The sequence below is a fragment of the Streptomyces sp. Rer75 genome (genome assembly GCF_013414305.1).
Taxonomy (GTDB): domain Bacteria; phylum Actinomycetota; class Actinomycetes; order Streptomycetales; family Streptomycetaceae; genus Streptomyces; species Streptomyces himastatinicus.
Genome location: NZ_CP058693.1, coordinates 9964462 through 9977979, shown reverse-complemented (window position 1 = coordinate 9977979; position 13518 = coordinate 9964462). Strand labels below are relative to the sequence as shown.

The 13518-nt window shown below is 71.7% G+C and carries 8 protein-coding genes; 2 read left to right on the top strand and 6 right to left on the bottom strand.

Annotated features, from left to right (window positions below; genetic code table 11):
* Positions 1 to 62 precede the first annotated feature (62 nt).
* Together HYQ63_RS42065 and HYQ63_RS42060 are read left to right on the top strand one after the other, a co-directional pair.
* Positions 63 to 1823 (top strand): ATP-binding protein, encoded by a 1761-nt coding sequence (locus HYQ63_RS42065; RefSeq protein ID WP_373689242.1) that lies wholly within the window; start codon positions 63 to 65, stop codon positions 1821 to 1823.
* A gap of 70 nt (positions 1824 to 1893) precedes the next feature.
* Positions 1894 to 4566 carry a hypothetical protein gene (locus HYQ63_RS42060; protein ID WP_179939291.1) on the top strand — a complete coding sequence of 891 codons (2673 nt, stop codon included), beginning with the start codon at positions 1894 to 1896 and terminating at the stop codon, positions 4564 to 4566.
* Here HYQ63_RS42060 and HYQ63_RS42055 read toward each other — a convergent pair.
* From HYQ63_RS42055 to HYQ63_RS42030, 6 genes are all read right to left on the bottom strand, one after another.
* Positions 4559 to 7069 carry a SpoIIE family protein phosphatase gene (locus HYQ63_RS42055; RefSeq protein ID WP_179939290.1) on the bottom strand — a complete coding sequence of 837 codons (2511 nt, stop codon included), beginning with the start codon at positions 7067 to 7069 and terminating at the stop codon, positions 4559 to 4561. The genes HYQ63_RS42060 and HYQ63_RS42055 overlap by 8 nt on opposite strands.
* Before the next feature lie 198 nt (positions 7070 to 7267).
* Complete coding sequence (locus HYQ63_RS45430; RefSeq protein WP_257232508.1) at positions 7268 to 7516, bottom strand: hypothetical protein; 249 nt, start codon at positions 7514 to 7516, stop codon at positions 7268 to 7270.
* 239 nt (positions 7517 to 7755) lie between these two features.
* Positions 7756 to 8523: an SDR family NAD(P)-dependent oxidoreductase gene (locus tag HYQ63_RS42045; protein ID WP_257232507.1), complete on the bottom strand. Its 768-nt coding sequence runs from the start codon at positions 8521 to 8523 to the stop codon at positions 7756 to 7758.
* Between the two features lie 20 nt (positions 8524 to 8543).
* Positions 8544 to 9572 carry an NADP-dependent oxidoreductase gene (locus HYQ63_RS42040; protein WP_179939288.1) on the bottom strand — a complete coding sequence of 343 codons (1029 nt, stop codon included), beginning with the start codon at positions 9570 to 9572 and terminating at the stop codon, positions 8544 to 8546.
* On the bottom strand, positions 9569 to 11554 hold the full coding sequence (locus HYQ63_RS42035; protein ID WP_179939287.1) for an NAD(P)-binding protein: 1986 nt from the start codon (positions 11552 to 11554) through the stop codon (positions 9569 to 9571). The genes HYQ63_RS42040 and HYQ63_RS42035 overlap by 4 nt, the downstream gene beginning before the upstream one ends.
* Entirely contained in the window at positions 11551 to 13197 is a 1647-nt protein-coding gene (locus HYQ63_RS42030) for a GMC family oxidoreductase (RefSeq protein WP_179939286.1), read from the bottom strand. Before HYQ63_RS42030 ends, HYQ63_RS42035 begins: the two co-directional genes overlap by 4 nt.
* Positions 13198 to 13518 lie beyond the last annotated feature (321 nt).

Genomic DNA, 13518 nt, shown 5'->3' with positions numbered 1-13518 from the left:
CCGCCACCTACCCCGAGCCGCCGGGACGGACCGGGGCCCGGCTGGAGCAGTTCATCAGCGCCATGATCGCGATGCGGCAGACCGGCCAGGTCTTCGGCGAGCACGGGATCGGCAAGACGTCGACGTTCCTGTCCTACATCCCGCACGCCCATCCGGGCACCGAAGTGATCCTGGTCCCGGCGGCCAACCTCACCCCCGACGACCTGCTGGTGAACGCACCGGTGCGGGACGACCGCACCGGGGAGCTGGTGCTCACTCAGCTGATCATGCGCCAGCTCACCCCGGGTGTGCCGTTCGTGCTGCTCATCGACGACTCGCTCCAGGCCGGGGAGACCATCCAGTCCCAGCTGATGCAGATCGCCTGCAACTGGACGCTGGGCGAACACGATCTGCGTGCGCTCGGCTGCGTCGGAGTCTTCCTCGCGGACAACGAGTCGCTGGCCGAGACCAGCGCCCGGCGCAGCGATCTGGCCGTCCTGGACCGCATGGTCACCCTGCGGATCACGGCCAATGACACCGCCTGGCGGTCCACGCTGGCCGAGCGGTACGAGGACTGGGACCTGACCGGGGTGTTCCAGATCTGGGCCGGGCTCACCCCGTACCTGCGCTCGCTGCTCTCCCCGCGCACCCTCCAGCACGTCCTGGACTGCGCCCGCGCCGGGTTCCCGCTGTCCTGGGGGCTGCCGCTGGTGGGCGGGGTGCGGCTGCGGCTGCACGACCGCAAGGCCGACGGCACGCCGGGACCGGACCGCACCACCGAGCTTCTCGACGCCATCGCCGGGGCCCTGGGTCTCCCCAACCCCGCCACCGTCCCCGACCCGGTGCGGAGCATTCTGCGCACCGCGGTCCGGGAGAACTGGGCGGTGCTGCTCCAGGGGCCGCCCGGCTGCGGCAAGACGGAGATCACCAAGGCGGTGGTCCGCGAGGAGAGCGGAAGCGATCCGGTGTACTTCTCGCTGCCGGTGACCAACGTGGAGGATCTGTGCGTGCCGATCCCCACTCCGGACGGCACGCTGGACACCCTGTTCAGCCGCGCGCTGGTGGGTCCGGACCCCAAGGTGATCGTCTGGGACGAGTACAACCGTCCCAAGGACAAGGCCACCTTCGCCAAGCTGATGGAGATCACCCAGGAGTGGTCGCTGGCCGGTCGGCCCATCCCGGGGCTGCGCGCCCAGGTCGCGTTGCAGAACCCGCCGTACCACCTCGGCCGCAAGCTGATGGTCAGCAGCAACAACGTGGCCCAGGCCAGCCGCTTCACGGTGAGTTACGAGGTGAGCCCGCAGGACATCCCGGCCAACGAGTGGCTGATCGCCACCTATGGCGAGGTGGCCGAGACGGTTCTGGAGTGGTGGAAGAACGACATCGACGACGAGGGCCGGGACTGGATCACCAAGCGCACCCTGGAGCGGCTGATCAAGCTGCACCAGGCCGGGCAGCCGCTGGAGACGGGGCTGATCTATCTGGGTGAGGGCGAGTACGCCCCGGTGCCGCTGTCCAAGCTGGAGGCGCGGCTCGCCGAGCGGGCCGAGCAGCGGGTGATCGGGCTGCGGGAGATAGCGCGCGACATCGACCGCTGGGAGGCCCGGCTGGCGGCCGCGTCCGAAACGTCGGACGAGGGGACCAATGACACCGATCTGGTGCACCAGGTGCTCGCCAACGCCGAGGTGTCCCAGCTCAAGCGGAACGCCGAGGTGGTCGCCCGGCTGCTGCGCCATTTGCCGCCCAAGCTGCGCGCCGCCCACATGGTGGGCCAGTCGCCGGAGCGGCAGCGGTTCTGGATCGGCGCGCTGGCCCGGATGACGGAGCTGTCCGGCACCGGATGACGTCTCCTCACCTTCCTCGCCCCTCCCCGCTCTCACGGCGGTACCGAACGATGAACGGAGCGCACCCCGCGTGGTGACCTACGAACGGGACACCCTGGTGTCCACCACCTTCCAGCTCGCCGGCCCCTCCCTCACCCCGGCGCTGATGCCCCGGCTCCGCCAGGAGACCCTGACCCTGCTCCGGTCCCGGCTGCGGTTGCCCGCACATCTGGTGGACGAGGTGTTCGCCTCCGGCGACCGGGAGCTGCTGGAGGCCCTGGCCGGGGCGCGGGTCGGCGCCGAGCGGCAGGCCGTCATGCTCCGGCTCGCCGAGCTGGCCGACCCCGGCCTCGCCCGGATGCTCTACGAGGGGCCGCTGCCCGGCTCCTGGCGGCAGGACCTACGGGGCGCGGTGCTCGGCGCGGCGGCCGCGCGTCCGGCCGACCCCGGCTGGCGCGCCCCGGGCGGCCTGGTGGACTTCCTGTTGTCCGCCACCGCGTCGGACGACCTGCTCCCGGCGCTGGACGCGCCGTTCCCAGAGGTGGTGCGGCATGTGATCGAGAAGATCGGCACCACACTGGACATTCCCCAGCAGCTGAAGGCCTGCCACGCGACGCTCACCCACGGCGGAGTGGCCGAGCTGGCCGCCCTGGCCGAAGTGCCCTTCCTGCACTCGGCGGTGACGGATGTGGTGCGCCTGGCGGCAGCGGCCCAGGACCCGGCTGCCGTGCTGGAGAGGGCCCAGCGGGTGGCCGCCGAGGCGGCTTCCGAGGACGAGGCAGCATCCGTCGGAGAGACGGCGTCCAGCGGTGAGAAGGCGTCCCACGACGAGGCGGCGACCCGGGAAGCCGAGGAGGACGCACCGCCGCCGACCGGCGATGAGCTGGTGCGCCGTCTCCGTGAACTCACCCAAGGGTACGGGAAGTTCCCGCTGGGCGCCGTGGACTGGGAACTGCTGCTGGCCGAGCACAAGCGCGAGCCCTTCCCGTGGCTCCCGCTCAAACTGCTGGCATCCCGCCCGGACTGCCCGGACGAGCTGGTGCTGGCCGCGTTCCGGAGGTCCTCGCGCCTCCCGGACACCTCCCCACTGCCCTGGCGGTTGCTCACCGAGACCGACTGGAAGGACGGCTACCACCACGACCGCCTGGCGCATCTGCTACGGCGCGGCATCCGGGAAGGCGCGTACCCGGTGGACCGCGTCCTGGCCGAAGTGCGGCCCGCCTCCCGGGTCCTGGCCTCGCTGCCTTACGGCAAGGAGCCGCTCGGCCCGGCGATGGCCGGGCTGCTGGAGCCGCTGGGCGACGACTTCGCGGCCTGGCGCGCGCTGTATTCGCTGCTCCCCCGGTTCACGGGGACGAGTGCGGAGCTGGTCGCCGCCGCCGTCGAGCAGCAGGCCAAGCACCGTGGCAAGAGCTGGCCGAGGCCGCTGGAAGCCGAGTATCCGGTGAAGCGTCCGGAGGGCGCCCGCGCGGTGTTCCTCCAACTGTTCCAGCAGGCCACCGAGGAGGTGCGGATGGCGCTGGCGCCCCATCTGGACCGGCGTTGCGTCCAGCATCTGCTGGTCTTCCACCAGCCCTCGCCCGCCCTGCGCGACCTGTTCGTCAGCCTCCACGGCACATCGGTGCTGGCCTCCGTCGCCTCCGACTGGGAGCTGCCCGCGGAGAAGATCGGGGAGCTGGTGGTCCTTGACGACCCCGAGATCAACACCAAGCTGTACGTCTACACGCCGCTCAGCGACGAGCAGCGCCGGGGCATCCTCGCGGGCCGCCGGTTCGGCCCCCGCCCGGCAACGGCAGCCGCGGAGGATCCGGAGCCGCTGCCGATCACCGATGAGCTGATCGAGGAGATACGAGTCAGCGGGCGGCGGCACTGGCTGCTGCCGATCTGCGAATCGGGCGATCCGCGGCTGGCCCGCATCCTGCTCGGCAAGATCAAGCTGCATACGCTCGCCGGGCAGTTGCATCTGCTGGTCAAGGTGTGGGAGCGGCACGGTGCCGAGGAGGTGCGGGGGCTGCTGGAGGAGACCGAGTTCCCCGAGCGCCGCAGCCGCAAGCATCCGCTGCCGAAGGCCACCCATGAGATCGTCCGGGGCGCGCTGGAGGCGGCTGACGGTCTGTCGGTGCTGCGTACGGAGCTGGCGCGCTCCCGTGGGCCGGCGGGTCAGGTGGAGTTCCTGCGCTCCCAATGCGGCACCGTCGACCTCGCCACACCGGCGCTGGAGCGGATGGCCGAGGAGACCGGGCCGGGGCTGCCCTGGGCGGAGCTGGTCCGGGAGCATGAGCGGGATCCGCTCCCCGACGCCCTGCTGGTGGTGCTCGCCCATGAGGACGACTGCCCGGAGGAGTTGCGCGCCGACTGCGGTGTGGCGTCGCTGCGGCTCGATCACGACATGCATACGCACAAGCCCACCGGGCCCCGGCCAAGCCCCCTGGACCTGGTTCGCCACTATCCGCTGCCGCGGCGCCACCGCCGGAACGAGTGGCTGGACAGGGCGGCCCGCCTCGGCATGCTGACCCCGCTGGACGTCCTGTACGAGGCGAGGCCGGCCGGGCATGCGGCCGCCTACCTGATGTACCACCACGACCGCACGCGGCAGGGCCCGCCGGACCCGGCGGCGCTCGCGGTCGGCCGCGCGGCCCTGGAGCTGGCCACCGCCCATCTGGGCGAGGATCCGGAGGCGTGGGCGCTGGCGCTGCGGCTGCTGCCCGACTTCACCGGCACTCTCCCCGAGTTGCTGACCACGGCGGCCGCCATCGTCAGTTGAGCGCCGACGGCAGATCCTGCGGCAGGTCCTGCTCCGCCCAGATGATCTTTCCTTCGCTGGTGTAGCGGGTGCCCCAGCGCTGGACCATCTGGGCGACCAGGAACAGGCCCCGGCCGCCCTCGTCGGTGATGGCGGCGCGGCGTAGATGCGGGGAGGTGCTGCTGCCGTCGGCGACCTCACAGATCAGCGTGCGGTTGCGCAGCAGCCGCAGGCGGATCGGGCCGTCGGCGTGCCGGATGGCGTTGCCGAGGAGTTCGCTGACCACCAGTTCGGTGGTGAAGACCGCCTCGTCCAGGTTCCAGTCGGCCAGCGTGCGGGCGACGGCGGCCCGCATTCCGGCGACCACGGCGGGGTCCGAGGGCAGGTCCCAGGAGGCGACGTGCCGCTCGTCCAGGGCGCTGGTGCGGGCGACGAGCAGGACCACGTCGTCGGTGGGACGCGGCGGCAGCAGGGCGCGCATCACGGCGTCGCAGGTGTGCCCCGGGTCGGGGTCGGCGGGGGCGAGGGCCTGGCGCAGCAGGTCGAGCCCGGTGTCGATGTCCCGTTCGCGGTCCTGGACGAGTCCGTTGGTGTAGAGGACCAGCCGGCTGCCCGCGGGCAGCGGGATCGCGGACACCTCGAAGAGCCGCCCGCCGAGCCCCAGCGGCGGCCCGGCGGGCAGGTCCGGAATGGTCACGGTGCCGCCCGGGTCGACCACGGCGGGCGGCGGATGACCGGCGCGCGCCAGGGTGCAGCGCTGCGCGACGGGGTCGTAGACGGCGTACAGACAGCTGGCCCCGACCGCGCCGATGCCGCCGTTCCTGGCGGCCTCCTCCTGGTCGAGCTGGGCCACCACGTCGTCGAGCTGGGTGAGGAGTTCATCGGGCGGCAGGTCGACGACGGAGAAGTTGTGGACCGCGGTGCGCAACCGGCCCATGGTGGCGGCGGCGTGCAGCCCGTGGCCGACGACGTCGCCGACGACGAGGGCGACCCGCGCGCCGGACAGCGGGATGATGTCGAACCAGTCGCCGCCCACACCGGCGTGGGCGGGCAGATAGCGGTAGGCGGCTTCGACGGCGTGCTGTTCGGGCCGCCCGCGGGGCAGCAGGCTCTGCTGGAGGGCCAGCGCGGTGGCGTGTTCGCGTGCGTACCGCCGGGCGTTGTCGATGGCGACGGCCGCCTGGCCGACGAGTTCGTCGGCGAAGGACCGGTCCTCGTCGTCGAAGGGGGCGGCCCCCTCCAGGCGCCGGAACTCGACCTGCCCCAGCAGCACCCCCCGGGCGCTGAGCGGCACGGCCAGCAGGGTGTGGCCGGAGGGCGGCCGGGGCCGCTCCTCCCGTACGGCGCTGACCGCGACGCGGCGCATGCGGGACCGCGCGTCGACCGGCTCCTCGCCGCGCAGCACGGACTCCAGCAGGTCGACGGTGGCGATGTCGGCGAAGCGTGGGACCGCGACGCCGGCCAGTTCCTCGGCGGTGCGCGTCATGTCGAGACTGGTGCCCACGCGGACGCTCGCGTCGTACAGCAGTTCCAGGCGTGCCCATGCCGCGTCGGCCTTGTCGGTCAGCGCCTGGAGTTCGGTGGTGTCGCGCAGGGTGGCGACGCTGCCCCAGAGCTGTCCGCGGCGCGAGGCGGGGCACTGGTTGACGGCCAGCAGCCGGTCCCCGACCTGGATCACCTCGTCGGTGACGGTGCGGCCCGAGGCGAGCAGTCCGGCGGTCTCCGGGGCCAGTCCGGCCTCGGTGATCCGCCCGCCGCGCACCTCCGGCGGCAGTCCGAGCAGCCGCCGGGCCTCGTCGTTGGCGAGCACCAGCCGGCCCTGGGCGTCGAGGATGAGCACGCCTTCCCGTACGGCGCGCAGCACGGCGTCGTGGTGTTCGTACATCCTGGTGAGCTCGGCGGGGTCCAGCCGGTGGGTCAGGCGCCGCAGCCGTCTGCCGACCAGCGCCGCGCCCACGCCGCCGAGAACGAGGGCGAGCGCAGTGGATCCGTAGAGCACCGGCAGTTGACGGCTCACCGAAGCGGACACCTCGGGAAGGGCGACCCCCACGTTGACGATGCCGACGACCCGGCCCCCGGCCCCGGCGACCGGGACGGCCGCGCGGATCGAGGGGCCGGAGAGGACGGCGGCCGGGATCTCGTCCGTGAAGGCCCGGCCGGCCGTGGCCGGATGGAGGGGAAGGGCGGCGCGGGTGCCGATGAGCTTCGGGTCGGGGTGGGCGTAACGGACGCCCCGGGGGCTGGTCACCACGATGTAGCCGACACCGGACTCACGCCGGAGCCTCGTCGCGTAGGGCTGGAGGACCGCGGAGGGATCGCGGGACTCCAGCGCCCGCCGGACGCCGGGGGCGGCCGCGAAGGTCTCCGCGACGGTGAGGGCGCGCCCCCGGGCCTGGGACTCATGGCCGCTGCGGGCCTGAAGGACCAGCGTGGTCCCTGTGGCGAGCACCAGCAACGTCACGATCACCAGCATCAGGGCGCACACCTGCCCGGCGACGCTGCGCAAGCCCAGGGCAGAACGCACCTTCACAGGGTGTTTCTAACATATACCCATACGTCACACCTGGTAGCAGCGGTTTGGGGGTGACGGTCGCCGGATCACGTGGTGCCCCTTGGCGGGCGGCGCGCTTTCATCGCCTTACGCATCTCGATGTCCGCTGTTCCGCCGGGACGTCCTCCCTGCACGTCATGGACCTGCGCGGTCGGCCCGGTGGATCGTGTTTCAGCGTGCGGCCGAGGAGCTGAGCATCGGCAGCGAGACGAAGTCGGCGAGCGCCTGCTGGCCCGCGATGTTGGCGTGGATCCCGTCGCCGGTGTCGTAGGCCCGGTTGGGGTGTACGGAACGAGGGCATGCTGGTTCCTTCGCTTGCGGCGGGTGTCCGAGCCTTGCGGCCTCTGCCGGGGACAGCGCGTCAGGGTCGCAATCCAGTCCGTACGCCCGACTGATCCTCGGCTCGACGGACCGTGCCATGGGTCAGGCGTGGCGGGATCGAGTTGAGCATCAGGACTACGTCGAAGGCGTTCACGTCGTCCATGTGGCGCAGCACGCGGGTGATGGCGGTCCAAGAAGCCCGGTTCCTCGGACAGTGCACGCCCTGCACGCCTCCTCGCTCGCCGCGCTCGGCGCATTCGCCTCCGTCCTGCTCTTCGACGCGATCGTCTCCCCCCGGTGCCACCGGCTATGTCGCCTGGGCGCCACCGGCATCCTCCTCACCGCGCGGTGTATCCACCGTCCGCGTAGACCTCCGAGCCGGTCATAAAGGTGGAATCGTCGCTGACCAGGAATGCGACGACGGCTGCGATCTCCTCCCCGCGGCCCAGCCTTCCGATCGGGGTGCCGTCCAGCATGGCTTCGTGGCGGGCCGTTCCCTCGTACCTCTCGAGCAACTGCCGGGTCCCGATGAATCCGGGGTGCAGGGAGTTGACGCGAACTCCGGAGTCCGCCCAATGCAGCGCCGCGTTCTTGGTGAGCGTGCGAACGGCCCCCTTTGCCGCGTGGTAGGCCGCGCTGTTCCCCATGCCGCCCACCGTGCCGAGGATCGAGGACACGTTGACGATCGATCCGCCTCCCGAGGAGGCGATGAGCGGGCCAAGGTGCTTCATGCCGAGCCAGACCCCGGTGGAACCGATCGACATGACCGCCTCCCAGTGCTCGATCGTCTCGTCCTCGACCGTGGCGATGCTGCCGATGGCAGCGTTGTTGACCAGCCCGTCCAGTCGGCCGTACTCACTCCGGATGAAGCTCGCCACGTCGATCCACTGCGACTCCTCGGCCACGTCGAGCCGCGCCGTCACATGCCGTCCCAGCGTGCCCTGCAACTCGGCGGCGAGGGCAGTGCACGCCTGCTCGTCGAGGTCGGTGAGCACAAGGTGGGCACCCTCCTCCGCGAGTCTGGCGGCCGCGGCCGCACCCAGACCCCCGGTGGCGCCGGTCACGCACACGACCTTGTCCCTGATGCGTTCATCCACCGCTGGCACAGCACACCTCATTCATCGAGTCAGCCGAGGCTGACGAGCGTCTTTCCAGCCGTTCGGCCGGCGATCATCTCCGTCAGCGCATGGGGAGCCGACTCCAAGCCCGCGAAAACGGTCTCGCGATAATCCAGCTCGCCGCTGCGAAGCCACCCCGTCATCTGGCGCCGCATCTGCCCCATGAGATGCAGGTTGCTGCTCCCGCGGAACCCACGAAGGGTCAGGTCCTTGGACACCGCGAGGAACAGGTTCCGCGGCCCGGCCGAGCCGGACTCGTACTCCGAGATCGAGCCGCACATCGCGACGCGCCCGCCCCTCCTCAGGTGCGACAGGGCGGCCTCGAGGTGGGTCCCCCCGACGGAGTCGAAGTAGACGTCGATTCCGTCGGGCGCGAATTCCCCCAGCCTTGCCTCGATGCTCCCTGCCCGGTAGTTGAAGGCGTCGGCGCCCAAGCGGTCGCGCAGCCAGTCGACCTTGTCGTCGGTGCCCGCGCTGGCCACTACCCGGTTGCCCATGAGCCGTGCGATCTGCACGGCCAAGCTGCCCACCGCCCCCGCAGCAGCCGAGACCCAGACCGTTTCCCCACCTCGTAGCGCGTCAACGACGTGCAGACCGGCGTAGGCCGTCAACCCCATACCGCCCAGCGGGCCGAGATACCACTGCGGCTCGCATTCATCGACGTCCAGGCGTGTCAGGGTGCCGAGTCCGCTGAGCTGCTCGGCACCCGCGTCCACCACGGCGTACTCGCGCCAGCCCTGGGCGTGCCACACGACGTCGCCCGGGGCGAAACCCTCGGCCCGGGACTCCACCACCTCCCCCACGGTCATGATGCCGTCCATGGCGCGGCCGAGTGCGAAGGCGACGAAATAGCCGGAGGGTGCGTCGGGACGTAGCCTCAGCCGAAGGCCGGGGTCCACCGATGTCCACGTGTTGCGTACGAGCACCTGCCCCGGCCCGGGCCGGGGCACAGGCACCTCGACCACCTCGAAGTCGTCCGGGCTGACGCTGCCGGCCGGGTATGTCCTGACCCGGATCTCCCGTCCGGTCCGCATCATGCCGGTACCACCGTGCCGGGCGTCATACGGTGTCGTACGGCGGTGGTGATTCTGACGGCGGCCTCCCGCCCCTCGGCGATCGCGTGCGCCACACGTCGCGGAACCACGGCGTCGCCAACCGTCAGTACCAGGGGGGCGGCACAGTCCAGTGCGCCGTGCGGGCGGCGCTCCCCCACCACGACGACACGGTCCGCGGGCACGGTGGTGGTCCCTCCGGAGATGCGGTGAGCGAGGGTGACGCCCTTGGGACTGACACCGGTCGCCGTGCACAGCGGCAGGATGTCAAGTTTGCACGTGCCCGACAGACGTTCCAGCAGCTGGACGCGGCTCTCGGGCGGGATCGCCCCGGCGAAGGCCGGTCCCGGGGTGACGAAGGTGATGCGGGGAACTCCCGCGGCTACGGCCAATTCTACGACGTCGCACCCCGGCCACCAGCCGAACCCGTCGTCGGCCACGAGCACATGCGCGGCACCGGCCAGCGAGGGAACTCCCCGCGCCAGCGCGGTCGACGAGGCCATGGCCCCCGTCTCCAGCAGCGGTGATGTCTCCACCGCGCCCGTGGCCAGCACCACGGCGTCGAATCCTTCGAGTTCGGCGCCCGGCTCCGCGGTCTGCCCGAGACGTACGTCGACACTCGCGGCGGAGAGCCCCCGTTCGTAGAAGGCGAGCAGCGCGGCCCAACCGGTGCGGTGGGGCGCCAGAGCCGCCGTGGTGAGCTGTCCGCCCAGCCGGTCGGCGGCCTCGAAGAGGACGACATCCGCCACCCCGGCGTGGGCGAGACTCAGCGCGCACTCCAGGCCCGCGGGTCCCGCCCCCACGACGGCGACGCGCTGTCCGGTGGCGCGTGCCGGGTCCCACGCGCGCACCAGCGGTGCGGCGGGCCGACGTGGTTCGCCGGGCGGTGCGAGGTCCGGGTTGACCACGCACAGCAGCACCGGGTCGAACGTCCGGCAGTCCTCGTTGCAGGCCACACAGGGCCGGACCTCCGTCGCACGTCCGGTGAGCGCCTTGCGCGGCAGGTCCGGGTCGGCGATGAGTGCGCGCGCCATCCCCACCAGGTCGGCACCGGCCGCCAAGGCGTCGCCGATCGCGGCCGCGGTACGGAAGGCGTGGGACGCCACGAGCGGCCGCGTGACGAGCGGCCGCAGACGCGCCAGATCGTCCAGCACCGGTGGGCGTTCGGTGGCCATGTCACGGACGTACGTGGTCCGCACCCCGACGGTGACGTTGACGTAGTCGACCAGCGGATCCACGGCCGGCAGCAGGACGGCCAGCTCGTCCGGCGTCAGCGCCACGTCCTCCGAGGCATCGACGCTGAAACGGATGCCCAGCAATGCGTCGGCCGACAGCTCGCGCATCGCGGCGATCACCCGCTCCAGTACCTCGAGCCCGTCACGGCGCGGGTTCGTGCGCGGCGAGAGGAACTGCTCCAGCAGATAGGCATGGGCGGCGTGGAGTTCGATGCCGTCGAAGCCGGCCTCCAGGGCATGGGCGGACGCTACGCGGAACGCCTCGACCACCTCGTCGATCTCGTTACCGAGCAGCGCGCGCGGCGCCGTCGGCTCACGGGGAGAGCGGACGGCCGAGGGAGCGACCGGCGCGTAGTACGACTGCGCACCGAGCGTCTCCCGGCCCAGATGAACGAGCTGGCAGACGGCGACGGCGCCTTCGGCGTGAATGGCCTTCACCCGCTTCCGCAGTGCCTTGACCGCCTCCGGACGATGGAGCTGAAGGATGTTTCCCTGCCGCGGCGCGGACTCCGCTGCCACCGTCGTACCGCCGCAGATCAGCAGCGCCGCGCCACCGGCCGCCAGACGCCCCCAGTACTCGGCGTCGCCGCCGAGCGGCAGCCCGTCCCGTACGAAACCGCTGGCGTGGGCCGTAGCGACCAGTCGGTTCCGCAGCGTCAACGAACCGACGGCCAGCGGCGCGGCGGCCGCCGGAAGATGTGACGCGGCCATGAACCCTCCGGCATCGATCATGATCGTGACTCCGCCGGGGTGACGGCGCTCTCGCCCGCGACGCGTCCGCGGATGAGGTCCGACAGCCGTTCCGCGGCGGCGATGGTCGGCAGGTTCGTGTTGGCCCGCGGCACCTCCGGGAAGATGGAGGCGTCGGCGACCCAGAGCCCGTCGAGGCCGAGGACGCGGCCGGACGGATCGACCACCGCACGGGGGTCGTCGGGGGCGCCCATGCGGCAGGTTCCGCAGATGTGGCCGGTGTCGCCGATGGTCTCCATCAGCCAGCGGTCGACCGTCGCGTCGTCGGACAGCTCGTCGAGGCTCCGGCCGGTGATGTCGATGGCGATGTGCTCGAAGGCGGTATCGAACGGTCCGCTGCGCAGCAACTCCACGCAGTGCCTGACGCCATCACGCATCCGGACGAGGTCCGAGCGGTCGCTCAGCAGGTCCTGGTCCATCACCGGATGCACGTCGGGGTCCGCGGAGGCCAGGCGCAGCACGCCGCGCGAGAACTGCTGGTTCGCCCACAGACAGAGCAGGCCAGGACCGCCCGAGGTGTGGCCGCCACCTGCGCCGCCCCAGGTTCCGCCGGCGCCTTTCGCGACGAGATGGGAGTAGCCGGGGTCCGGCAGGGCGAGCGTCTGGTTGATCGAGGCGATCATCATGTCGTTCTCACCCGCTCCCGCCAGTCCGGAGGAGTAGCGCAGACAGCAGTTGGTCTGCCGGGCATCGATGTCGGGCTGCTTTCCGGGCCGGGCGTACAGCCAGAACAGCGCCAGAGGATGTTCCTGCATCCCCTCACCGACCGGGAGCGCCGCCACCGGGCCGTTCGGCCCGATGCCGGACCGCAGCAGGATCGCCGGGGAGTGCACAGCTCCGGCGCAGAGGACGACGTGCTGGGCACGGACTTCCGTCCAGTCGTTCCCCCGGCGCAGTCGTACCCCCCCGGCCCGGCCGCCCTCGATGAGCACCGTGTCCACCGTCGCGCCGCCGAACACCCGCAGATTGGGGCGCTGTCGGGCCGGCTCGAGGTAAGCGTCGTTGGTCGTGACGCGCGCACCGTCGCGGGAGCTGATGGCGTACGGCGAGACACCGGTCCCCGTCGGCCCGTTGTGGTCGTCGCACCAGGCGTGGCCCCGTCCCAGGGCGGCCTCGGCGAGCGCGTGGTCGGCGGGGCCCCAGTCCTCGCGGCCGAGCCGCTGCACCGGTATGGGGCCGTGATCGCCGTGGTGAGGGCGGTCGCCGTAGTCCGCGTCGCTCTCCATGCGTCGCAGGTACGGCGCCATGTCCGTGTACGACCAGCCGGGACAGCCGTACGCCGCCCACCGGTCGTAGTCGTCCGGCATGGCCCGGAAGGCGATCATGCCGTTGACCGACGACGAACCGCCGAGGCCCCGTCCACGCACATGCGCCCGTGGCGCCTGCGCGCGGCTGCGCCGTGACGTAAGACCTGGCCACTGGAACTCCGCGCAGGCCGTCTCGTCCAGCGCCCGCCAGCCGTTCATACTGCGCAGCTGCGGTGGGGCGTCGGCGGACCGCCAGTCGCGCCCGGCCTCCAGCAGCACGACCTCGCTGGCCGGATCCTCGCTCAGACGGGCCGCCAGCACGCTCCCGGCGCTACCGCCGCCGACGACCACCCAGTCGGCTTCCACTGTTGGCGTCATGGTGCCCCCACCTTCATCCATACGCCCTTCCCACGGCCGACTCCTCCAGCGAGGCAGTGCCGAGAGCCCGCCCGTGGCCGGGGATGCCGCGTCTTCTGAAACGTGGACGGCCATCCCGAGGAGTCCGGGAGCCGCTGAACCAACTTCAGTTCTGCGGGGAGCGTACTGCCCCGAACGGAACAGCGGCAAGGCTCGGGACGGGCATTGACATGACGCGGGTGACCACCGCGTGACCCGCGCGAAAAACCAGTCGACAGAACGTTCACGCAGGTCAGCGCCCCGCAGGGGCCAGCGGCATGTTCGAGCCCCACAGGCATGCGG

Coding starts and splice junctions, on each gene's coding strand:
- HYQ63_RS42065 (WP_373689242.1), top strand. CDS start 63: ATGATCGCGATGCGGCAGACCGGCCAGGTCTTCGGCGAGCACGGGATC.
- HYQ63_RS45430 (WP_257232508.1), bottom strand. CDS start 7,516: ATGGCACGGTCCGTCGAGCCGAGGATCAGTCGGGCGTACGGACTGGAT.
- HYQ63_RS42040 (WP_179939288.1), bottom strand. CDS start 9,572: ATGATGCGGACCGGACGGGAGATCCGGGTCAGGACATACCCGGCCGGC.
- HYQ63_RS42035 (WP_179939287.1), bottom strand. CDS start 11,554: ATGATCGATGCCGGAGGGTTCATGGCCGCGTCACATCTTCCGGCGGCC.
- HYQ63_RS42030 (WP_179939286.1), bottom strand. CDS start 13,197: ATGACGCCAACAGTGGAAGCCGACTGGGTGGTCGTCGGCGGCGGTAGC.